This is a genomic window from Streptomyces sp. NPDC048637 (assembly GCF_040650675.1).
Lineage (GTDB): Bacteria > Actinomycetota > Actinomycetes > Streptomycetales > Streptomycetaceae > Streptomyces.
Genome location: NZ_JBEZHQ010000008.1, coordinates 44,765 through 70,646 on the forward strand (window position 1 = coordinate 44,765; position 25,882 = coordinate 70,646).

Genomic DNA, 25,882 nt, shown 5'->3' on the forward strand with positions numbered 1-25,882 from the left:
CGGGAATCTGCGGAGATTGCCGCACTGCATCGTTGAGGGAGGCACCGTGGGGGGAGGAACCGTGGGACGGCTGGGTACCAGTGCTGACGGTGGCGCACGATCCTTTCCGGAATTGTTCAACCACTGGGTGACGAAGGCGCCTGACGCGGTGGCCGTGGAGTCCGGCACCGCGTCGTTGACCTACCGGGAACTGGACGAACGAGCCGACCAGGTGGCGCGTGGGCTGCTCGCGGCCGGAGTGCGGGCCGAATCCGTTGTCGCGGTTGCCCTGCGCAGGTCGGTGGACTGGGTGACCGCGCTGCTCGGGGTGTTCCGCGCGGGCGCGGCATACCTCCCGCTGGACGCCGAACACCCAGCCGAGCGCCTCGCATACATGGTCAACGGGTCCGGCTGCACAATCGTATTGGCGGACAAGCCCGCCAACACGGAGCTGCCCATGGTGGCGGTGCCGAGCCTCAGCCTCGACGAACTCGACGGGGACGTCCCGGGGCCGGGGTTCCCACCGCCGACGCAAAGTGCCTACGTCATCTACACCTCGGGATCGACCGGCCGTCCGAAAGGTGTGGTGGTCACCCACAGTGGACTCGCCGGGTTGGCCGCCGCGCACGCCGGCCAACTCGGCCTCGCCCAGGGCAGCCGGGTGCTCCAGTTCGCCTCCCCGGGGTTCGACGCCTCGGTGTGGGAGCTGTGCATGGCTCTGCTCTCCGGCGCGACGCTGGTGTTGGCGGACGATGCGGATCTCGCCCCCGGCCGCCCGCTCGCCGAGACCCTGGCGACCCGCCGGGTCACCCACGTGACGCTGCCGCCGCCCGTGCTGGCCACGCTTGCGGCTGGGGCGATGCCCGCCGTCGAGTGCCTGGTGGTCGCCGGGGACGCGACCACGCCGAACCTCGTCGACGCCTGGGCCAGCGGCCGGAAGATGATCAACGCTTACGGACCGACCGAGACCACCGTGTGCGCCACCATGAGCGACCCGCTGGTCGCCGACGGCCGGATGCCAACCATCGGCCGCCCCATCAGCAGTGCGCAGGTACATGTTCTGGACGCCGCGCTGCGCCCGGTCCCGCCGGACACCGTCGGCGAGCTGTACGTGTCCGGACCCCTGCTGGCCCGCGGCTACCTGGGTGACCCGAGGGAGACCGCAGCCCGGTTCGTCCCGGACGTGTCGGGGTCGGCCGGCGCCCGGATGTACCGCACCGGGGACCTGGCGGCCCGGTCGGCGGATGGCACGCTGATATTCCACGGCCGGGCCGACACCCAGGTCAAGATCCACGGCGTACGGATCGAGACCCACGAGGTGGCGGCCGTGCTCACCGCGCACCCCGGCGTCGCCGACGCGGTGGTCGTTGCCCGTGAGACGCGGTCGAGCAAGCAGCTCGTCGCCTACGTCGTGCCGAAGGAGCGAGCGGAGCGCTCGATCGGCGTGCTGAGCGGCTCCTACGGCACCCTCGCACTGGAGCCGACCTTCTCAGCTAGCGACCTGCGCGCGTTCGTGGCACGGCTGCTGCCCGCCTCGATGATCCCGGCGGCGTTCGTGCCGCTGGACCGGATTCCCCTCACCCCCAACGGAAAGCCCGATCTCGCAGCGCTGCCGGCACCCCGGCTGCGGCAGGTGGCGTACCAGGCGCCACGCGACGAGACCGAAGCGGCACTCGCGCAGCAGTTCGCCGAGGTGCTCGGGCTTGAGGAGGTTGGCGTCGACGACGACTTCTTCGCGATCGGCGGCGACAGCATCCAGTCGATCCAAGTGGTCTCGCGCGTACGGGAGTATGGCGTGCAGATCAGCGCCCAGGAGATCTTCGAGCGGCGGACGGTGGCCGCTCTGGCCGAGCTGGCGGCAACGCGGTCGGCGGCGGCGCCGACCACCGCGCTGGCCGAGCTCGACGGCGGCGGCACTGGGCCGATGCCGTTGCTGCCGGTCTCGCGGTGGATCCGGGGCTGGGGCCCGGGATTCGGCCGCTTCCTGCAGGCAATGGTGTTGACCCTGCCCGAGGGGATCGACGAGGCGGGCCTGACCTCGACCCTGCTGGCCGTGCTGAACCATCACGACCTGCTGCGGGCGCGCCTGGTGGGAGACGAGATCGTAGTGGCGCCTGCCGGTACGGTTTCGGCCGCCATCGACCGGGTCGAGGGCGTCGGCGAGTCCGGCCCAGCCTGGCACCAGGCTCTCGCGCGGGAGATGGACAGGGCAGCCGCGAGCCTGGACCCGTCCTCGGGGGCCGTCGCCCGCTTCGTCTGGTTCGACGGCCAGCCGGGGAAGCTGCTGGTGGTCCTGCATCACCTCGCGGTCGACGGTGTGTCCTGGCGCATCCTTCAGTCGGACCTCGCCGGCGCGTGGGCTGCCGTCCGCAGTGGAGAGAAGCCGCGGTTGCCCGAGGTGCATACCTCGATGCGCAGATGGGCGTACGCGTTGGCCGACGAGGCGCGTAATCCGCGACGACTGGCCGAACTGCCGCTGTGGCACTCGATCCTGGCCGGGCCGGACCCGCTGCTCGGCACGCGTCGCCTTGACCCGTCAGTCGATGTGGTCGGCACCGTGGTCGAAGTCCCGGTGACAGTGCCGGTCCCGGTCACCGAGGCGCTGCTGACCACTCTGCCGTCGGTGTTCCGCGGTGAAGTGATGGACGGCCTGCTCGCCGCGTTGGCACTGGCGCTGACCGCGCGGCGGCGAGCCAAGGGGGAGGCCGAATCGTCCGTGCTGATCCGGCTGGAGGGACACGGCCGGGAGGAGAGCGTGGCACCGGGAGCCGACCTGTCGCGGACGGTGGGGTGGTTCACCACCGTGTACCCGATTCGCCTTGATCTCGCCGACATCGACATCACCGATGCGCTTGCCGGCGGTCCGGCCGCGGGCCGGGCTGTCATGCTGGCCAAGCAGCGCCTGCGGGCAGTCCCTGACAAGGGCATCGGGCACGGGCTGCTGCGCCACCTCAACGACGACACCGCGGCGGTGCTCGACGAGCATCCGATGCCTCAGGTGGGCTTTAACTACCTCGGCCGCTTCGCTCCGTCGGACACCGGCGCCTGGAGCCGAGTCGACGTGCCCCAGCTCGCGCAGCTGGACGCCGGCCAGGACCCGAGGATGCCCGCGGCGGCCGAGCTGGACATCAACGCGAGCCTCGTCGACACGGAGCACGGCCCGCAGGTGCGCGCGGTGTTCACCGCGCCCTCGGGCGTGCTGGCCCGCCATGAGGTAGCGGAAATCGCGGACTTGTGGTGTACCGCGCTGGCGGGACTGGCTCGCCGCGCGGCCAGCCCGGGCGTCTGTGGGCTGGTGCCCTCGGACGTACCGTTGGTGTCGGTCACGCAGGCCGACCTGGACGGGTGGGCCGAGCGGCACCCGAACCTGGTTGAGGTCTGGCCGTTGACGCCGTTGCAGTCGGGCCTGCTGTTCCACAGCATGGCGGTCGACTCGGGCTTCGATGCGTACCAAGTGCAGTACGTTCTAAGGCTGTTGGGGCCGACCGAGCCAGCGCGGATGCGCGCGGCTGGGCAGCGACTGCTGGCACGGCACGCGAGCCTGCGGTCGGTGTTCGCCCACGACGGTCGCGGAGCGATGGTCCAGCTCATCCTCGCCGACGCCGAGCTGCCGTGGCGCGTGGTCGACCTCAGTGACATGGACGAGACCGCGCGCATGACCGCGTTCGAGGGGCTACTCGCCGACGACCTCCGGGAACACTTCGACCCTGCGGTGCCGCCGATGCTGCGGATGACACTGGTCCACAGTGGACCCGATGTGGCGGACCTCGTACTGACCGCGCACCACGCGATCGTCGACGGCTGGTCGATTCCGCTGATCGTGCGGGAGTTGCTGCTGCACTACGGCTCCGAATCCGTGCGACTGCCAAGGGCACGCAGCCAACGGGACTTCCTCGAGTGGCGCGCTGAGCAGGACCCGAACGAGTCGGCGGCCGCATGGGCGGGTGAACTCGACGGAGTGGACGAGCCAACGCTGGTCGGCAGCGGACGCCGGACCGACGGCGGCGAGGGGATCGGACAGGTGGACGTGGCGCTCTCCGCGGCGGAGTCCGAAGCGGTCACCGCGTGTGCTGCGCGGCTCGGGGTAACGATGAACACCCTTGTCCAGACGGCGTGGGCGCTGTTGCTGTCCAAATTGACCGGTCGGCGGGACGTCCTGTTCGGAGCTGTCGCCTCCGGACGCCCACCCGCGGTGCCCGGCGTGGACGCGATCGTGGGCATGCTGCTCAACACGGTGCCGGTCCGCCTGGACGTGGATCCCGCCCGCACGCTCGCCGAACTGGTCATCGACCTACAAGGCAGACAAGCCACCTTGCTCGACCATCACCACCACGGACTCAGTGCGCTGCACCAGGCGTCCGGCGTGACAGCGTTGTTCGACACGGTGGTTGGATTCCAGTCGTTCCCGCTCGACCGGACCGGCATCGCCGCCGCGGGCCACGCGGCCGGGCTGCAGGTGCTGGGGATCCGCTCCTTCACGGTGAGCCACTACCCGTTGGCTCTCATGGTGTTCGCCGAGCCTGACAGTCCGCTGCGGCCCTGCGTGCAGTACCGGCGGGACGTGTTCGGCCGGGAGGCTGCCGACATCGCAGCCAGGTTCGCGCAGATCCTGCGCCAGATCGCGGAAGACCCGGGGATGCGCGCCAGCGCGGTGGACGCCCTCTTCACGGCCGAGCGGATGATCCCGGTCGCTGAGGATCCCGCACCCGTCGGGACGACGGTCTCCGCGCTGCTCGCCGCGCGGATGGCGCGGACACCGGACGCCGTCGCGGTGTGGTGCGCCGAGGGCTCGCTCACCTATCGGGAGCTCGACCGCAGGACCACGGCGGTGGCGCGGGCATTGGTCGACGGTGGCGTCGTACCGGAAACCACAGTGTCGGTTCGGCTGCCGTCCTCGCTGGAAGTCGTGATCGCGCTGGTCGCGGTGGTGCGGGCGGGCGGCTGCCTGGTGGCCGCGGACGACGACGCGGACATGGTGCTCACCGAGCTGCCCGCGCCGTCGGCTGGAGCAAGTGCACTGGAGCCGGTAAACCCGGGCCAGATCGCCGCGCTCCTTCCGGCTTGGGGATACCCGGACGGCCGCCGGACCGTTGCGGTCAGCCATGCGGCTCTCGCCGCGCGCATCGAGCACGCCACAGCCGAAGCGGGCTTGCTCACCGGTTTCACCGGCGACTTCGGCTTGTGGCTGGTCGGCGTGCTCGGCGCGGTGTGCGTCGGCGGCGGCGCCGAGATCGCCGCCGACCCTGGCGTGCAGGGCGACTTGACGCACGGCGCGGTCGCGTACGCCGCGAGCGAGACCAGCTACACGACCACATCTTCGCTTGAAACCGATGGGCAGATGTCCGATGACGTCTCGCTGGGCCAACCGTTGCCGGGCATGACGCTCTACGTCCTTGACAGCACCCTCCAGCCTGCGCCACCGGGGGCTGTCGGCGAACTGTACGTCGCCGGCCCGACGCTCGGCCTCGGCTATCACGGCCGGCCCGCGACAACCGCGGCGTGGTTCGTCCCGGATCCGTTCCGTCCGGGTGCGTCTCGCATGTTCCGCACCGGCGAGCTGGTGCGACGCGGGCGAAACGGCGGTCTGGAGCGCGTTGGCCGTACCGACGGACAGGTGACGGTGCACGGCGTACGGATCAGCTTGCCCGTGGTCGAATCGGCGCTGGCTGAGCACCCCGAGGTGGTTGAGGTCGCCGTGGTGGCGGGGAGCGAACCCCACCTTCCGCACGTCACCGCATATGTGGTGGGTGCCGGGGTGGACACCGGCGAACTGGCTGAGTTCGCCGTCGACCGGTTGCCGCGCTGCATGATCCCGGATGCCGTCGTCCTGCTGACGTACATCCCTCGCCTGCCGAACGGCAGGGTCGACGTGTCCGCGCTGTCCTCAGCGGAACGGGCGGAGCGCGTCCATCGCGAGCCGCGCGACCGGCACGAGGCAGCGCTGTGCGTGCTGTTCGCGGAGGTACTCGAGGTCGACGACGTCGGTGTTGACGACGACTTCTTCGAACTGGGCGGGACGTCGCTTGAGGCGACGCGGCTCAGCAGCCGTATCCGCAAGGAATTAGGCGTCACCATCTCGATTCGGACCATCTTCCAGACCTCCGCCATCGTCGACCTGGCACGCGCGGTCAAGGAAGCCAGTGAAACCACCAGGCCAGGTCTGCGCCGGATGAACAGGAGTGGCCAGTCGTGATCCCATTGTCGTTCGCTCAGCGCCGGTTGTGGTTTGTCGACAAGTTCGAGGGCCCGTCCGCGACCTACAACGTGCCGTTCCGGCTGAACCTGGCGGGACGTCTCGACGCTCCTGCGCTGCGTGCCGCCCTGAACGACGTCGTCGCCAGGCACGAGAGCCTGCGCACCCTGATCGTGACGGACGACGACGGTGTGCCGTGCCAGGACGTGCTTCCCGTTGACCGGGCGGTGGTGGACCTGCCCGTGGTCGACGTGGCCGAACCGGACCTGGAGGCGGCGGTCTCGTCAGCCGCCGGGCAGGAACTGGACATCGCGGTGGACCTCCCGCTGGGGGCCACCTTGCTCCGCGTCCGCTCGGACCTGCACGTGCTGGTCCTGTTGATCCACCACATCGCCAGCGACGGCGAGTCGATGGCGCCGTTGGCCCGCGACCTGGCCGCCGCCTACACCGCGCGGGTCCGGGCCGAAGCGCCGGACTGGCCGGAACTTCCCGTCCAGTACGTCGACTACACCCTGTGGCAACGGGAGATGCTGGGCGACGAGACGGACCCGGACAGCCTGCTGTCGAAGCAGGCCGATTACTGGCGCCAGGAACTGGCCGGTATTCCCCAGCCGACCAAGCTCCCGCTCGACCGGCGGCGGCCGCCGGTACCCAGCCACCGCGGCGACGTGGTGGACGGCTCGCTGAGCCGCACGGAACTGGCGGCAGTCGAAGCACTGGCCCGGGCGCACGGGGTGACGGTGCCCATGGTGATGCAGGCCGGCCTGCTGGCCCTCCTCCAGCACCTCGGCGCGGGCACCGACATCGCCATTGGGTCGACGATCGCCGGGCGCACCGACGACCAACTCGCCGACCTGGTCGGGTTCTTCGTCAACACCTGGGTGCTGCGGGCCGACCTGTCCGGCGGCCCGTCGTTCGGACAGTTGCTGGAGCTGGTCAAGGACAAGGCCCTCAGCGCGTACGACAACCAGGACGCCCCGTTCGAGCGCCTGGTCGAGCTGGTCAACCCGGAGCGGTCCACTGCGTATCACCCACTGTTCCAAGCGATGTTCACCTGGGAGGACGACTTCAAGATCGACATCGAGCTGCCGGACCTGACCGTGCGGCTGGAAGTGCTCGATACCCGGACGGCCAAGTTCGACCTGGAGTTCAACCTCTTCCCCGACCAGGAAACCGGGGGTCTGCGCTGCTATCTCGAGTACGCCACCGACCTGTTCGACCGCGCGACCGCGGCCGACGTCGTGGCGCGGTACCTGCGCGTGGTGCAGCGGCTGGTCCAGGAACCGGACCTGCCAGTGGCACTCGCGGACACCCTGACTGCTGCCGAGCGTGACCGGCTGCTCGAGCGGTTCGCGGGCACCACGTCCGCCGTCCCCGCACTCACCGTCCCCGGCCTCATCGACGCGCAGGCCGACGCTGATCCCCACGCGGTGGCCGTGATCAGTGAGGGCGTCTCGCTCACCTACGGCGAACTGCGCACCCGTGCGAACCAGGTGGCGAACGCGTTGGCCGGCCGAGGTATCGGGCCGGAGGACCTGGTGGGCATGGCACTGCCGCGAACGGCTGAGCTCGTGGTCGGCATGCTCGGCATCCTCAAGGCCGGTGCCGCCTACGTGCCCATCGACCCGCAGTATCCGGGCAGGCGACTCGGCGCGATACTCGCTGATGCCCGGCCGCGTCTTGTTCTCACCGACAGCGCGACCGCGTCGGTGCTGCCCGCCGCGGACGTGCCGGTGATGCTGCTCGACCGGGACGTCGACACTGCGGACGACAGTCCGATCGAGGTGGCCAGCCCGGACAACGCCGCGTACGTCATGTTCACGTCGGGATCGACCGGTACGCCCAAGGGCGTTGTGATCACGCACACCGGGGTGATCAACGGTGTCCGAGGGCTCGCGGACGTCACCGGTGTGCGCCCGGGGTCGCGGGTACTCGCCGCAACATCGGTGAACTTCGATGTGTCGGTGTTCGAGATCATCACCCCGCTCTCCGTCGGCGGCTGCGTCGAGATCGTGCGCGACGGACTCGTCATCGGGGAGCGCGGCGGCTGGTCCGGCGACATCATCAGCACCGTGCCGTCGGTCCTCGCGGAGGTCCTCGACCAGGTGGCCGATGGCCTCGACGCGCCGACCATCGTGCTGGCCGGCGAGGCGCTGCCGACCTCCCTGGTGCGCTGGGTCCGCGCCGCGGCGCCCGAGGCGCGGTTGATCAATGCGTACGGGCAGACCGAAAGCTTCTACGCCACGACGTACACCGCGACCGGTGAGCCGGGGGAGCGACCCGCCGTTCCGATCGGGTCACCGCTAGACAACATGCGGTGCTACGTCCTCGGCCCGGGGCTCCGGCCGGTGCCCGCCGACGCCGTCGGTGAGCTCTACGTTGCGGGTCTCATCGGCCGCGGCTACCACGGCCGCGGTGCCCTGACCGCCTCCCGGTTCGTCGCCGACCCGTTCGGCCCGCCTGGTGCGCGGATGTACCGGACCGGCGACCTGGTCCGGGCCGGCCACGACGGTGTCCACGAGTACGTCGGCCGCGACGACGCCCAGGTCAAGATCCGCGGCGTGCGCATCGAGACCGGCGAGGTCGAGGCCGCGCTCACCACGCACCCCGGGGTGGCGCAGGCTGTGGTCACGACCTACGAGGGTGAGTCGGGCAAGCACCTCGTCGGCTACATCGTCCCGGTCGCTGCCGGCGACCAGGCGTTCGGCGATGTGGACAGCCTCGGCGACCTGAACGTGGACCTGACGACCATGCTCTCCGCGCGGGACCTGCGCCGGTTCGCCGCCGAGCGGTTACCCGAGTTCATGGTCCCGTCGGTCTTCGTCCTGCTGAACCGTCTTCCCTTGGCCCCGAACGGCAAGCTCGACCGGGCGGCACTGCCGGAGCCCGAGTTCGGCACGGGCGAGTATCGTGCCGCGCGCACGCCCGGCGAGGAGATCCTCACCGGCCTCTACGCCGAGGTGCTCGGGCTCGAACGGGTCGGCGTCGACGATGACTTCTTCGCCCTCGGCGGGGACAGCATCCGCTCGATCCAGATCGTGTCCCGCGCCAAGGGACTCGGCCTGGAGATCACGCCGAGGGACGTCTTCGAGTGCCGGACTGCGGCGGAGCTCGGGGCGAGGGCGGCGGGCGCGGTGACCGAAAACAGGTCCGTGCTGGCCGAGCTCGAGGGCGCCGGCACCGGCTGGCTGCCGCTGCCGCCGGTGGCGAGGCGGGTGCTGCACCTCGGCGGCGACGTGAACCGGTTCGCCATGTCGATGGTCCTCGAGCTGCCGGCCGGCATCGACCGGGACGGGCTGCTGGCCACGCTCACCGCGGTCGTCGACCACCACGACGCGCTGCGGTCGCGGTTGGTGCCGGACGGCCTCGTGGTCATCGCCCAGGGCGAGGCCGACGTGGCGCCCCTGGTCAGCAAGGTCGACTGGGACGGCCCCTGGGACCAGGACTGGCACGACCGCGCGGCCGCCGAACTGGACGCCGCCACCCACAGGCTCGACGCGACGGACGGGTGCATGGCCCAGTTCGTCTGGTTCGCCCCGCCGGCGGGGACGGGGCGGCTGCTGATCGTGTTGCACCACCTCGTCGTCGATGGCGTGTCCTGGCGGGTCCTGCTGCCCGACCTCGCCGTCGCGTGGCAGCAGTTTTGCGACGGCGACACGGTCTCGTTGCCGCCCGTCGCCACCTCGATGCGCAGGTGGGCCCACGCGTTGGTGACGGAGGCCCACTCCCCGCAGCGAGTCGCTGAGCTGCCGAAGTGGCGCGCGGTCCTGGGGGCGGGAGACGCCCCCCTCGGCGCCCGCCCGCTGGATCCGAAGGTCGACGTGATGTCGACCGTCGGCCATGTGTGGCAGCGGGTGCCCGCCTCGGTCACCGGACACCTGTTGACCACGCTGCCCACCGCCTACCACGGCGATGTCCAGGACGGTTTGCTCACCGCCCTGGCGATTGCGGTGGCCCAGTGGCGTCGCGGCCGCGACGGCTCGGCGGACTCCTCGTTGCTGGTGAATGTCGAGGGCCACGGCCGCGAGGAGCAGATCGTTCCCGGCGCCGACCTGTCCCGCACGGTCGGCTGGTTCACCGTGATGCACCCGGTCCGGCTCGACCTCGACCGCATCGACCTCCGCGGAGCGTTCGCCGGTGCCCGGCAGGCCGGGGAAGCGGTCCGGGCGGTGAAGGAGCAGCTCCGTGCCCTGCCGGACCGGGGGATCGGGTACGGACTGCTGCGGTACCTGAACCCAGACACCGAGTCGGTCCTGCGGAGCTACCCGTCGCCCCAGGTCGGGTTCAACTACCTAGGCCGCTACTCGGCCACCGACATGCCCAAGGGCCTGCGTGACCTCGGCTGGCTGCAGGCCGACGGCACCACGGACCTGGTCGCGGAGCCCGATCCCGCCATGTCCGCGCTCTCGGTGCTCGACGTGCACGCGCTGGTCACCGACGCTGAGGAAGGCCCGGTGCTCCTTGCGCGCTTCGACTACGCATCGAAGATCCTCACTAGCGACGATGCCGATGAGCTGGCCAGGTTGTGGGAGCAGGCCCTGCACGGCCTCGCGCGGCACGCGACCGAGCCCGATGCCGGTGGGCTGACGCCATCGGACCTGTCGCTGGTTTCGGCGAGCCAGCACGAGATCACCGCCTGGGAACGGACCTATCCGGGGCTGCGCGACATCTGGCCGTTGACGCCGATGCAGTCCGGTCTGCTGTTCCACGCGCAGCTCGCGGGCGCCGGCTTCGACGCGTACCAAATGCGCCTGGTATTCCATCTTGACGGCCCTGTCGACCCGACACGGATGTGTCGTGCTGGGCAAGCGCTGCTCGACCGGTACCCCAACCTTCGGGTTGCGTTCGCCCGCAACGCGGACGGAGACCGGGTGCAGGTCGTGCGGGACCGGGTCGAGCTGCCGTGGCGGCACGTCGACCTCAGCGCACTCGCCGAGCCCGAGCGTCGGACCGCCCTCGATGCGCTGCTCGACGAGGAACACACCACTCACTTCGACCTCGCGACGGCTCCGCTGCTGCGGCTCACCCTGGTCACCCTCGGCCCGGACCGGTGCGAGCTGGTGCTCACCGCGCACCACGTGCTCTTCGACGGCTGGTCCGTACCGCTGCTGATGCAGGATCTGCTCCACCTCTACGCGTCCCATGGGGACGATTCGGGGCTGCCGAGGGTGCGTGGCTACCGCGACTTCTTGCAATGGCTAGTCGCGCAGGACCACGAGGCCGGGGCGGCTGCCTGGACACAAGAACTGGCCGGCGTCGAGGAGCCGACCCTGCTCGTTCCCCAGCCGGCCGACCGGCCCGCCGCCTCGGGCATCGGCCAGGTCGACGTCCCGCTCAGCGCGGACCAGGCGGAGGCTCTCGAACGGCTGGCGAGCGAGCTCGGCCTGACGATGAACACCGTGGTGCAGGGCGCCTGGGCCCTGGTGCTCGCCTACCTGACCGGGCGCTCCGACGTGGTCTTCGGCGCCGCGGCGTCCGGCAGAACACCCGAGGTGGCCGGCATGGACTCGATGATCGGCCTGTTCATCAACACGCTGCCGGTGCGGGTCGACTGCCACCCGGCGCAGACCCTGCGCGGGCTCCTTACCGAGCTGCAGAGCCGCCAGGGCGCGCTGCTGGCGCACCAGCACCACGGGCTGCTCGACATCCACCAGGCGACCGGGCTGAACGTGCTGTTCGACACCCTGGTCGGCTACGAGTCGTACCCGATCGACTCGGTCGCCCTTGCTGAGGCCAACGACGCCGCAGGCATCCGCGTGACCGGGGTCAGCCCGCTCAGCGGCGCCCACTACCCGCTCGTGGTGATGGCGTTCGGTGACCCGAGGCTGCGCATCGGCCTGCAGTATCAGCACAACGTGTTCGACCGCCGTACCGTGGTGACCTTCGCGGCTCTTATGTCGCGGGTACTCAGGCAGCTCATCGCCGCCCCCGACACCCGGGTGGGCCAGGTCGACCTGGCCACGGCCACGGAGAACGGCTACCTGACCGGCGGGGCCACCGACACCGCCGACGCCGACGCCGACGCGGGACAGTCGGTCCCGCAGCGGTTCACCGCGCAGGCCACGGCGACCCCGGATGCCGTCGCCGTCGCTTTCGGTGACGACGTGCTGAGCTACGGAGAACTGAACGCTCGGGCCGATCGGCTTGCGGCGGTTCTCGCTGCGCAGGGAGTGGACCGCGAGGCGGTGGTCGGGCTCACCCTGCCCAGGTCGCCTGACCTCGTCGTCGCCCTGCTGGCCGTCCTCAAGGCGGGTGCGGCGTACCTGCCGTTGGATCCCGACTACCCGGCCGACCGCCTGGCCTTCATGCTGCGCGACGCCCGGCCCGCGCTCGTGGTCACGGTGGCCGAGTTCGCCGAGCTGTTCACCGCGGGGGACTGTCCCACGCTGCTGCTGGACGAACCCGCGGTGGCGCAGCGGATCGCGCTGGCCGCACCGTTGCCCACGAAGGAGATCCACGCGGACCAGCAGGCGTCCGTGATGTATACATCCGGGTCGCTCGGTGTCCCCAAGGGCGTCGTCGTACCGCACGGGGCGGTCGTCGGGCTGGCCGACGACCACCGCTTGCGCGGTGGTGCCCATGAACGGGTGCTGATGTACTCGCCGCAGGCGTTCGACGCCTTGACCTACGAGCAGTGGATCCCGCTGCTGACTGGCGGGCGGATCGTGCTGGCACCCCCTGGCCGATTGGATCCCTCAGCGCTGGCAGTGCTCGTGGCCGAGCACGGGGTGACCGCGCTGTGGTTGACCGCCGGACTGTTCAGCGTCATCGCGGAGGAGCACCCGACCTGCCTCGCGGGCGTCCGCGAGGTCTGGACGGGTGGTGACGTGGTGCAGCCCGCCGCGGTTGAGCAGGTCATGCGGGCCTGCCCCGGGTTGATCGTTGTGGACGGTTACGGCCCCACCGAGACGACCGTTTTCGCCACCTGCTACCCGATGCGTTCACTGGGTGACGTCCGTGACCCGGTGCCCATCGGCGCCCCGATGGACGGGGCGCGCATCTACGTGCTGGATGACGCGCTGCGCCCGGTGATGCCGGGGGTGCCGGGCGAGCTGTACATCGGCGGCACCGGGCTGGCCCGCGGATACGCACACCGTCCCGGCCTGACCGCCGAACGGTTCGTGGCCTGTCCGTTCGGTCCCGTCGGCGAACGGATGTACCGGACCGGCGACATCGTGGCCCGGGGCTCCGATGGGGAGCTGGTGTTCCGGGGCCGGGTGGACGAGCAGGTCAAGATTCGTGGGTTCCGGATCGAGCCCGGCGAGGTCGAAGCGGCGATGCTCGCCCACGGCGAGGTCGCCCGGGCCGTCGTAGTGTGGAGCGGGGACACGCGCGGTGACCGGCGCTTGGTCGGCTACCTGGTTCCCGGGGACGGCGACGCCGACGCGGCCGGTGCCGTCGAACAGGTCGATGAGTGGCAACAGCTCTACGACGTCCTCTACGCGGACGCGGACGCCGTCTGGGGCGAGGACTTCAAGGGGTGGAACTCCAGCTACGACGGCGCCCCCATCCCATTGCCGCAGATGACGGCATGGCGGGCGGCCGCGGTGGACCAGATCCTGGCCTGGTCCCCGCGGCGGGTGCTGGAGATCGGTGTCGGTTCCGGCCTGCTCATGTCCCAACTGCTGGCGGAGGTCGACGAGTTCTGGGGCACTGACCTCTCGGCGCCGGTCATCGACCGGCTGACCGAGCAGGTCGGGCGCCTGGGCTACGCCGACCGGGTGCGGCTGCGCACGGCAGCCGCGGATCAGCTCGGCGAGATGCCGGCCCACCACTTCGACACGATCGTGGTGAACTCGGTGGTCCAGTACTTCCCGGACGCCGACTACCTCGATGCCGTCCTCAGCTACGCGGTGGACCTGCTCGCCCCCGGCGGGCGGATCGTCGTGGGCGATGTCCGGTCAGCAGCGTCGCTGTCGCTGTTCCACGCCGGGGTGCGGTACGCCCGCCATCCCGAAGAGCCGCTCACCGCCCGCCGAGCGGCCGTCGCGCGCGCGGTATTGCTGGACAAGGAGCTGGTGCTGGACCCGGAGTGGTTCCACGCGTGGGCCACCCGGCACGGCGTGATCGCCGACATCCGGCTCAAGCGCGGGCTTGCGCACAACGAGCTGACCCGGCACCGTTACGAGGTCACCCTGCACAAGGCCGCTGCCGACGTGATCGACCTCGGCGCCGCGCCGGTGCTGCGGTGGGGCCACCAGGTAGACCGGATCGACGAGCTCGCCCGCCAGTACGACGGGGGTCCGTTGCGGGTCAGCGGCATCCCGAACGCCCGGCTCGCCGAGGACGTCGAAGCGTCGGGCCTGCCCGTGGGACCAGTGGTGGATCCCGAGCACCTCGTACAGTGGGCGACCGAACACAACCTGGGCGTGGTGCTGGCCCCGGCCGCGGCACCGGAGTGTTTCGACGCGGTCGTGGTGCCCGGGGATGTCGCCCGTGGGCGGGTCCTCGCCGGCGGGTGCGTCGTCGCCGGCCGTCTGACCCTGGCCAACAACCCGGCGAGGGCACGCCGGATCGGCGCACTCGTCGCTGAGGTGCACGACCATCTGCGGGTCCAACTGCCCGAGTACATGCTGCCGGACACCCTGATAGCGGTCGGGGAGATCCCGCTGACCGCCAACGGCAAGGTCGACCGCAGGGCCCTCCCCGTACCCGACCATGCGGGTGAGGGCTCCGGCCGCAGTCCCCGCAACCCGCGCGAGCAGGTCCTTTGCGGACTGTTCGCGGACGTGCTCGGTCTCGACCGAGTGGGCATCGACGACGACTTCTTCACACTCGGCGGCCACTCGCTGCTGGCCACCCGGCTGGTCAGCCGGATCCGTACGGCGTTCGACGTGGAGATACCGATCTCCACGGTCTTCCACGCCACCACGGTCGCCGAACTGGTCGGCCACCTCTCGGCGGACACCCAGGTCCGGCCCGCCCTGCGCCCGACCACGAGCCGGCCCGAGCAGGTACCGCTGTCGTTCGCCCAGCAGCGGCTGTGGTTCATCGCCCGGTTCGAAGGGCCGTCGTCCACCTACAACGCGCCGTTCCCGCTGCGGTTGACCGGCGAACTGGTGCCGGCCGCCTTGCAGTCAGCGGTGCGGGATGTGGTCGTACGCCACGAGAGCCTGCGCACGATCTTCGTTGAGGACGCCAACGGCGTTCCTCACCAGCGGGTGCTGCCCGCGTCCGAGGTGCGTGTCGACGTGCCCGTCGTCGATGTCCAGCCCGAGGACGTCGACGATGCCATTGCGGCGGCCGCCAACCATCAGTTCGACCTGGCCGGCCGGATCCCGGTGGTGGCGTGCCTGCTGCGGTCCGCGCCGGACGAACACGTGCTCGTGCTCGTGATCCACCACATCGCCACCGACGGTTCGTCCATGGCGCCGCTGGCCCGCGACCTGGCCACGGCCTACGCGGCTCGGCTCGACGGCGTGACACCGGACTGGGCCGACTTGCCGGTCCAGTACATCGACTACACGCTGTGGCAGCGCGAGCTGCTCGGCGACGAGTCCGATCCGGATAGTGTGATGGCGGCGCAGAGCTCCTACTGGCACACCGAACTCGCCGGGATCCCACAGCCGTTGTCCCTGCCGACGGACCGCCTGCGCCCGCCCAGGGCGAGCCACCGCGGCGATGTCGTCGAGTTCGCGGTGGACGCGGACACGATGCGCAGGGTCGAGGCACTGGCCCGAAGCAACGACGCCACCGTGGCGATGACGCTGCAGGGCGTACTGGCGGTGCTGCTGTCCCGGCTCGGCGCCGGCGATGACCTCACGATCGGTTCGCCGATCGCCAACCGCACCGACGAGCAGCTCACCGATCTGGTCGGCTTCTTCGTCAACACCTGGGTGCTACGCGCCGACCTGTCCGAAAACCCAACGTTCGTCGATCTCCTGCGCCAGGTGCGGGACCGGGCACTCGCGGCTTACGAGAACCAGGACATCCCGTTCGAGCGGCTGGTGGAGCTGCTCAAGCCGGAGCGGTCCACCGCGTACCAGCCGCTGTTCCAGGTCATGTTCGCCTGGCAGAACTTCACACATGAGGACTTCACCTTCCCCGGGCTCACCGTTGGCTTCGAGCACGTACGGACCGGAACAGCCAAGTTCGACCTGTTCGTCAGCATGGCCGACCTGCCCGGCCGGGGTGTCGTCGGCGCGCTCGAGTACGCGACCGACCTGTTCGAGCAGAGCACTGCCCAGCGCATCACCGACTGCTTCGTCCGGCTCCTTTCCGGCCTCGTCGCCGACCCCGAGCAGCTGGTCGACGCCGTCGACCTGATGGGCCCCGCCGACCTGGACCGCGTGTTGGTGGCCTTCAACAACACGTCCGTGCCGGTCCCGGACGTGACAGTTGCGGAGCTGGTGGAGCGCCACGTGGCGCTCTGCCCCAACGCGGTCGCCGTCGACTGCGGTGAAGACGTGTTGACCTACCGGGAGTTGGACAGCCAGGCAAGCCGGCTCGCGGCGGAGCTGGCCGGCCACGGTGTCGGTCCGGAGACCGTCGTCGGCGTCGCACTACCGCGGTCGGCGGATCTTGTCGTCGCACTGTTGGCGGTGTGGAAGGCAGGCGGCGCCTACCTCCCGATAGACCCCCAGCACCCGAGTGTGCGGCTGGAGTTGATCCTCGGTGATGCCCGACCGGCACTGATGATCACCGACACCGTGACCGAGCACGTGCTCCCGGCGATCGACTGCCCCCGTATCCACCTGGACCAGCCGCGTCCGGACAGCGCGGGCGTGATCGTGGCAGCGCGGCCGGCCAATACCGCCTACGTCATGTACACCTCCGGCTCCACCGGCACCCCCAAGGGGGTCGTCATCACCCAGCGGGGCGTGGTCAACGGGCTGACCCAGCTCATCGACACCGTCGGCATCGACTCGACCACCCGGATGCTCGCGGCGACCTCGGTGAACTTCGACGTCTCGGTGTTCGAGATCTTCGCCACCCTCCTCGCCGGTGGCACCGTCGAAGTCGCCCGCGATGTCCTGGTGGTCGGCGAGCGCGGCGGCTGGACGGGCGGGGTGATCAGCTCCGTGCCCTCGGTGTTCGCCGAGCTCCTTGACCAGGTGCCGAAGGAGATCAGTGCAAGCGCCGTCGTCTTCGCGGGCGAGTCGCTGTCGGACGCTCTGGTGCACAAGGTGCGCGAGGCGATCCCGGGCGTAGGCGTGGTGAACACGTACGGGCAGACCGAGAGCTTCTACGCCACCGCGTCCCCGATGTTGGGCGACGGGGTGCGCATCGGTTCCCCGCTCGGCAACATGCGCGCGTACGTGCTCGGCGATGGCCTGCGACCGGTGCCGGTCGGGGTTGTCGGCGAGCTGTACGTGGCCGGGGACATTGCCCGTGGCTATCACGGACGGACATCGCTGACCGCCGACCACTTCGTGGCCGACCCGTTCGGGCCGCCGGGGTCCCGGATGTATCGCACCGGTGACCTGGCGCGATGGGACGAACTCGGTGCCCTGGAGTACGTCGGCCGGGGCGACGCCCAGATGAAGATACGCGGTATCCGTATCGAACCGGCCGAGGTGGAAGCGGCACTGGTCGCTCATCCCGGAGTGGCCCAGGCCGCGGTCACCGTGCACAGCGCCGGCCGGAGCCGGCCCATGCTGGTCGGTTACGTCATCCCGGAAGGAGTGCACCAGGGCGAACTCGACGCTGATGTCGATTTGGTCTCCGGTGTCTCCCGAGATGAGGTGCGCCGGTTCGTTGCCGCCCGGCTACCGGAGTTCATGGTGCCTGCCGTGATCACGGTCATGGACCGGTTTCCGTTGCGCTCCAACGGGAAGCTCGACCGGAGCGCGCTGCCCGAACCCGAGTTCGTCGCCGCTGAGTATCGCGCCCCGCACTCGTCGGACGAGGAGATCCTCGTAGGGGTGTATGCCGAGGTTCTCGGCCTCGGCCAGGTCGGCACGGACGACGACTTCTTCGCCGTCGGCGGCGACAGCATCCGGTCGATTCAGGTGGTCGCGCAGGCGAGCGCGCTCGGGGTGGAGATCACCCCGAGGGATGTCTTCGAGTGCCGTACCGTCGCCGAGCTCGCGGTCGCCGCTGCGGCTCGTCGCAGCTCAGGACAGCGGCCCGTACTCGCCGAGTTGGAGGGCGGCGCCAGCGGCCCGCTCCCGCTGCCACCGGTGGCCAGGTACCTCGAAGACCTGGGCGGCATACGCAAGAGGTTCGCGATGTCAGTCATCCTGGACCTGCCTGCCGGTGTGGTGGCGGACGAGCTGGTCACCGCGCTGCGCGCCGTGCTGGACCGGCACGACGTACTGCGGAGCCGGATGGTCGACGACAGCATGGTGATCGGCGAGCCGGGTTCGGTTGACCCGGTGCCGCTGCTGCGCCGGGTGCCGTGCGAGTCCCCATGGGACACCGACGCCTGGCGGCGGCTCGCCACGGCCGAGCTGGATGCCACCACCGGGGAACTCGACCCGGTTGCCGGGGAAATGGCCCGGCTCGTATGGTTCGACCGGGCGGACGGCAAGGGCCGGCTGCTGATTGTCCTGCACCACCTCGTGGTTGACGGCGTGTCCTGGCGCATCCTCGTGCCGGACCTCGCCACCGCGTGGCAGGCCGCACATGCGGGCCGTACCCCAGTTCTGGCCAAAGTCGGTACCTCGGTGCGGCGCTGGGCGCATGCGTTGGTCGACGCGGCGGCCGAGCGGGCCGGGGAGCTGCCGCTGTGGTGGGCGATCCTCGACGGCCCGGACCCGCTGCTCGGCACTCGCGCGCTGGACCCAGCGGTCGACACCATGGCCACTGTGGACAGTGTGGTGGTCGAGGTCTCGCCACAGGTCACCGAGGCGGTGTTGAACCGTGTGCCCGCGGCGTTCCACGGTGGCGTCAACGACGGTCTGCTCGCCACGCTGGCGCTGGCGCTGACCAGGTGGCGGGCCGACCGCGGGGTCGTGGAGCCGTCGGCACTCATCCGTGTCGAGGGGCACGGGCGGGAGGAGCAGGTGGTGCCCGGCGCCGACCTGTCCCGCACGGTCGGCTGGTTCACCAGCATGTTCCCGGTCCGGCTCGATCTCACCGATATCGATGTCACCGACGCCTTCACCGGCGGGCCCGCGGCCGGCGCGCTGGTGAAGTCGGTCAAGGAACAGCTGATCTCCTTGCCGGACAAGGGAGTCGGCTACGGCCTGCTGCGCCACCTGAACCCGGACACCGAGCGGGAGCTGAGCCGACTGCCGGTGGGGCAGATCGGGTTCAACTACCTAGGCAGGGTTGCCGCCGACAGCGAGGTGTCCGACACCGGTTGGGCAGTGGCGGGCGACGCGCTCGGCCTGCTCGCCGATCTCGACGCCGACCAGCCGGCGATGGCAACGGTGGACATCAGCGCGTACGTGATGGAGACCGCAGCCGGCCCGACGCTCGCCGCCCGGTTCGCGTTCCCGACCGGACTGCTCTCCCGGGCCGAAGTGGGGGCGCTGGCCGACCTGTGGACCGAGGCGCTTGCCGGGCTCGCGAGCCACGTCGCTGACCCTGCGGCAGGTGGACTCACGCCGTCGGACCTGCCGCTGGTTTCGCTTGACCCACACGCGGTCGATCTGCTTGCGCGGCGCTACCCGAGGCTGCGCGACGTGTGGCCGTTGACACCGATGCAGTCGGGGCTGCTGTTCCACAGCATGCTCGCGCAGTCGACGTTCGACGCGTACCACATGCAGTTGGTGTTCCACCTCAGCGGATCCGTCGACGCCGAACGACTGCGCCGGGCCGGGCAGGCGCTGCTGGACCGGTACCCGAACCTGCGCGCCGCCTTCGTGTCCCATGCGGACAGTGGCTGGCTGCAGCTCGTGGTCGACGACGTCGACCTGCCCTGGACCGAAGTCGACCTGCGCTCGCTCAGCGCCGACGAGCGGGCTGAGGCGTTCGAGAAGTTCCTGGCCGAGGACCACGCCACCCGTTTCGACCCGGCCCGGCCACCGCTGTTGCGCATGTCGCTGGTACGGATGGAACCCGAGCGTTCGGAGTTGGTGTTCACCGCCAACCACGTGCTCTACGACGGCTGGTCGCTGCCGCTGCTGATGCGCGACCTGCTGCGGCTCTACGAGTCCTCGGGCGACCCCGGCGCGTTGGGCCGAGTCCGGCCCTTCCGCGACTTCCTCGCCTGGTACGCCGCTCGGGATCGTGCGGCGGCGGCTCGCCAGTGGGCCGAGGAGATGGCGGGCGTCACGGAGCCAACCCTGCTGGCCGCGGGTGACCACCACACACAGTCCGGGCTGGGGCAGGTCGAGGTGCCGCTCGGGACGGAGCAGGCGCGGAAGCTCACCCGACGCGCTGCCGAGCTCGGCATCACGATGAACACGCTGGTGCAGGGGGCGTGGGCGGTGCTGCTGTCGGCGTTGACCGGCCGCGACGACGTCGTCTTCGGCGCCACCGTGTCCGGGCGGCCGCCGGTGGTGGAGGGCGTGGACTCGATGGTCGGCCTCTTCGTCAACACCATCCCGGTCCGGGTGCGCACCACCAGCGCGGACACTCTCGCCAGCGTGCTGACCACGCTGCAACAGCGGCAGACGGCGTTGATGGATCACCACCATCACGGGCTGGCCGACATCCACCGCGCCACTGGGGTCGGCACGCTCTTCGACACCCTCGTGTTGTTCGAGTCGTACCCGATCGACCGCGCGGGCATCAGCGAGGCCACCGACGCCGCGGGCATCGCCGTCACCGGTATCCGCCCGCTCAGCGGTACCCACTACCCGTTGGTCGTCGTGGCGTCCGTTGATCCCCTGCTGCGAGTCGGCCTGCAGTACCAGGACGCCGCGTTCAACGGCGAGGCGGTCACGGGCATCGCGGCCCGGCTCGGCCGGGTGCTCGCCCAGTTGGCCGACGCACCGGAGGTACCCCTGCGGTCGCTGGACCTGCTGGCACCCGGTGAGCTGGAACTACTGCGGCACTACAACGCCACCGAACGACCCGTGCCCGAGCTCACCCTGCCTGGGATGTTCGCCCAGCAGGTGGAGGCGACGCCGGATGCCGTCGCGGTCATCTCCGGTGAGTCCACGCTGACCTACCGGGAGCTCGACGCCCGCGCGAACCAGTTGGCGCACTACCTGATCCGCAAGGGTGCCGGCGCCGAACGCCGCGTCGTCGTGATGCTTCCGCGGTCGCTCGACCTGCCGGTGGCGCTGCTCGCCGTGCTCAAGTCCGGCGCCGGCTATGTACCGGTCGACCCGGCGCACCCGGCCGCCCGCATCGACTACGTCATCGGCGACTGTGACCCGGCGCTGGTGATCGATGCCGACACCGTTGCATGGGATCTCACCGGGTTCCCCACCACCGCACCAGACGTCGACCTGGCGCCGGACAGCGCGGCGTACGTCATCTATACCTCCGGCTCCACGGGGACACCGAAAGGCGTGGTCGTACCGCACGTCGCGCTGGTGAACTTCCTCGGGGCGATGGCACAGGCGTTCCCGCTGCGACCGCACGACCGGCTGCTCTCGGTCACCACCGCCGCCTTCGACATCGCTGGACTGGAGATGTATCTGCCGCTGCTGGCCGGATCCGCCGTCGTCGTGGCGCCCACCGAGTCGGTGGCCCAGCCGAGCGCCCTGCGGGAGCTCATCCGCCGACACGGGGTCACGATCATGCAGGCGACTCCGGCACTGTGGCAGACGCTCATCGAGCACGACCCGGAGGCGCTGCGCGGCCTGCGGCTGCTCGTCGGTGGCGAGGCGCTGCCGCCCGCGCTCGCCGACGTGCTGCGGGCCGTCGGTACCAGCGTCACCAATCTGTACGGTCCAACGGAGACCACCATCTGGTCGACCAGCGCGGCGGTCACCGACTCGGCACCGTCGATCGGCGCACCCATTGCCAACACCCAGGTCTATGTCCTCGACCAGAACCTGCGGCTGGTGCCACCGGGCGTGGTCGGCGAACTGTACATCGCGGGTCTCGGTCTGGCCCGCGGCTACCTCGGCCGGCCAGGACTGACCGCCGGACGGTTCGTCGCCGACCCCTTCGCCGCCGGCAACCGCATGTACCGCACTGGTGACCTGGTCCGCTGGCGGGCGAACGGTGAATTGGACTACGTCGGCCGCGCCGACTTCCAGCTGAAGGTCCGTGGTTTCCGGATCGAACCGGGCGAGATCGAGGCGGTACTCACCGCGCATGAGGGTGTTGCGCAGGCCGCCGTGATCGCTCGGGAGGACCGGCCAGGCGACCGTCGCCTGGTCGGTTACATCGTCCCGGCCGAAACCGTTGGTGCGGCTGCCGATGTGGCCCAGCAGGTGGCGGAGTGGCGGCAGGTCTACGACCAGGCCTACACGGTCGAGGAGTCGACGCAGGCCGAGTGGGGCGAGGACTTCGCCCTCTGGAAGTCCGCCTACACCGGAGAGCCGATCCCGCTCGCCGAGATGTCGGCCTGGCGGGACGCCGCGGTCGAGCAGGTGCTGCGGTCGTCGCCGCGTCGGGTGCTGGAGATCGGTGTCGGCTCGGCGTTGTTGCTGTCGCGCATCGCGCCCCACGTCGACGAGTTCTGGGGCACAGACATCTCGGTCGAGGTGATCGACCGCCTCGGCGCGCAGTGTGCTGATGCCGGCCTTGCCGACCGTGTGCGGCTGTTCGCCCGGGCCGCCGACGAGACCGACGGCCTGCCCACGGGCCACTTCGATGTCGTGGTGCTGAACTCGGTGGTGCAGTACTTCCCCGACATCGAGTACCTGCGGACCGTGCTCGACAAGATCACCGCGCTATTGCGCCCCAACGGCCGGATCGTGGTCGGTGACGTACGTAACGCGGACTCCTTGCGCACGTTGCACGCCGAGGTTGCACGAGTCCGCACGCCCGGGGCGGCCGAGTCGGCCGTGCGTACCACGGTCGACCGGGCAGTGCTCACCGAGCGGGAACTCGTCGTCGCCCCCGACTGGTTCGACGACTGGGCACGTGCACACGACATGGGGGCCGACATCCAGCTCAAGCCCGGCCGCCACCACAACGAGCTGACTCGGCACCGCTACGAAGTCGTACTGCACACAGCGCGAACCCAGGACGTGGCCGACGCACTCAGCCGGCCCTGGCACGGGTTCGCCGACGCCGAGCGGTTCGGCCGGGAGCAGCCCAACGGCCCGGTGCGGATCTCCGGGCTGCCGAACGCCCGCTTCGGCGGTGACGTCGATCCGACGGACGCGAACGAGTGGGCGGCCGCGCACGGCTGGGGCGCGCTGGCGATCCCCAGCACGATGCCGGAACGATTCGACCTGCTCCTGTTCCCCGACGGAGCGGCGGGGGAGCCGGCGCTGTCCGGCACCGTCGTCGGCGGCGATCCAGGCAGGCCGTTGTACAACGCCCCCGTGCGGGCCCGTCAGATCGCCGCCCTCGTCGGCGAGTTGCGTGACCACGTGCGCAAGCACCTGCCCGAGCACATGGTGCCCGCCGCTGTGCTGGCCATCGGCGAACTGCCGTTGACACCCAACGGGAAACTCGACCGCCGGATGCTCCCTGCGCCCGACTACGCCGCTGTCAGCAGCGGGCGCGCCCCGTCCACGCCGTGGCAGGAGGCCCTCACCGGACTGTTCGCCGAGGTGCTCGGCCTGCCGAGGGTGGGGATAGATGACGACTTCTTCGCCCTCGGCGGCCACTCGTTGCTCGCAACCCGACTGATCAGCCGGATCCGTGCCGCACTCGGCGTTGAGCTTGCGATCCATGCGGTCTTCCAGTCACCGACCGTCGCCGGGTTGGCCGAGCAGCTCACCTCCGGCGCGGACACCAACGGACACAGCGATCCCTTCGACGTCGTGTTGCCTATGCGCACCACCGGCGACCGCGAGCCGCTGTGGTTCATACACCCCGGCATCGGCCTGTCGTGGGCGTACCTCGGCTACCTCAACCACCTGCCTGACGACCGGCCGATCTACGCGATCCAGGCCAGGGGATTCACCGACGTTCCGATCCCCGCCTCGATTGAGGAGATGGTCGACGACTACGTGAACCAGATCCTGCGCGTGCAGCCGGACGGGCCGTTCACGCTGATCGGACTCTCGCTCGGGGGCACCCTGGCCCATGCGATCGCTGCCGAACTGCAGTGCAGGGGGCATCAGGTGGCCGGCCTCGTCCTGCTCGACTGCGTTCCCGCCTCGTGGTTCGCCGACAACGAGACCCCCGATCTGGACGAGGCACGGTCCTTCTTCAGCCGTCATCTGCCGGCGCTGGCGGGGCTGACCAACGGCGACAAACGGTCCCTCGTGGACAGTACGTCGGCGATCAACGTCGAGCACATGCGGATGCTGAAGGACTTCCAGTCACCGGTATTCCAGGGCGATGTGTTGTTCTGCAACGCCACCGAGGACAAGGACGGGTCCTACGCCGGTCTGTGGTCGGCGCACGTCACCGGAACGGTGAGCGAACAGGACATCCACTGCAAACACGTCGACATGCACCTGCCGGGTCCAGTCGCCGAGATCTGCCGGGCTATCACTGCGGTGTTGGCGCCTGCTGAGTCCATCCCAACCACGGAGGAGAACCGATGACCTTGCTCGCAGACCAGTGGGCCGGGAACCCCAAGCACTTCTGGATGCGCGGCGAGCGGCCGGAGCATCCGGTGTGGCGGGACGAGGCCACCGACATCTGGCACGTCTACGGATATCCGGAGGCGCTGGAAGTCCTCAACAACACGGAGGTCTACTCGTCCCAGACGGCCCGTCGGTTCGCGCCGGAGAACGGCGAGCAGTTCGCCGAGGGCAATCTGACCCAGCTCGACCCGCCGGACCACCGCGAGCTGCGCAATCTGGCGGCACACGCGTTCACCCCGCGGATGGTGGCGGACCTGGAGCCCCGCGTCGCGGAGATCACCCACGAGCTGATCGACCAGCTCCAGGGCCGGGACCGGTTCGACCTGGTGGCCAACCTGGCGTACCCGCTGCCGATCATCGTGATCTCCGAAATGCTCGGCGTACCCGCCAGCGACTACCCGTTGTTCAAGCAATGGGTCGACGACATGATGGCCGCGAACGGGCGGTACGACCTGTCCGACGACCCGGAGAAGCAGGCTCAGGACGCCCGCGACCAGATCGAGGCCTCGGAGCGGATCACGGAGTACCTGCTCGAGCACGCCGGTGAGCGCCGCAAGCGCGGTCGCGACGACCTGATCACCCGGTTCGTGGAGGCCGAGGTCGACGGGCAGCGGCTGTCCGACTACCAGATCGCCAAGGTCTGCAACCTGCTGCTGGTCGCGGGGCACGCCACCACGGCGATGCTGCTGACCAACTCGGTGCTGTGTCTGGACGCCTTCCCCGACCAGCAGGCCAAGGTCAGGGCCGACCGCTCGCTGGTGCCCACCGCGTTCGAGGAGGTGCACCGGTTTATGACGCCGGTCTCGGCCGTGTACCGGGTAACCAGCATGGAAACCGAGCTCGCCGGCAAGCGGATCCCGCCCGAGCGGATGGTGATCGTCTGGACCGCCGCCGCCAACCGGGATGACCGCCAATTCACCGACCCGAACACCTTCGACGTCACGCGCGACCCCAACCCGCACATCGGTTTCGGCCGCGGCATCCACTTCTGCCTCGGTGCCCCGCTGGCCCGGCTGGAGGGCCGCGTTGCACTCGACATCATCTTCGACCGCTATGCCGTGCTCGGCCTCGACCCGCAGACGCCACCGACGTTCGTCCCCTCACAGGACCTGATCAGCGTGAAGGACCTGCACATCACCGTTGGGTGATGCCACCCGAGCCACGTTGGCGCCCTGTTACGTGTGACGCCACGAAGGCGTGGGGTCGT

General features: G+C 70.1%; 3 protein-coding genes. All 3 read left to right on the forward strand.

Annotated features, from left to right (window positions below; genetic code table 11):
* The first annotated feature begins 127 nt into the window (after positions 1–127).
* The 3 genes from AB0C46_RS13475 to AB0C46_RS13485 are packed head-to-tail and all read left to right on the forward strand — an operon-like array spanning position 128 to position 25,823.
* Entirely contained in the window at positions 128–6,172 is a 6,045-nt protein-coding gene (locus AB0C46_RS13475; protein ID WP_362827963.1) for an amino acid adenylation domain-containing protein, read from the forward strand.
* The gene (locus AB0C46_RS13480) at positions 6,169–24,633 is read left to right on the forward strand and encodes an amino acid adenylation domain-containing protein (RefSeq protein WP_362827964.1); all 18,465 of its coding nucleotides are present in this window, start codon (positions 6,169–6,171) and stop codon (positions 24,631–24,633) included. The genes AB0C46_RS13475 and AB0C46_RS13480 overlap by 4 nt, the downstream gene beginning before the upstream one ends.
* On the forward strand, positions 24,630–25,823 hold the full coding sequence (locus tag AB0C46_RS13485; protein WP_362827965.1) for a cytochrome P450: 1,194 nt from the start codon (positions 24,630–24,632) through the stop codon (positions 25,821–25,823). Before AB0C46_RS13480 ends, AB0C46_RS13485 begins: the two co-directional genes overlap by 4 nt.
* The last annotated feature ends 59 nt before the right edge of the window (positions 25,824–25,882 follow it).

What these genes read in the sequence shown, in the direction of transcription:
- AB0C46_RS13485 (WP_362827965.1), top strand. Translation starts at nt 24,630, where the DNA reads ATGACCTTGCTCGCAGACCAGTGGGCCGGGAACCCCAAGCACTTCTGG.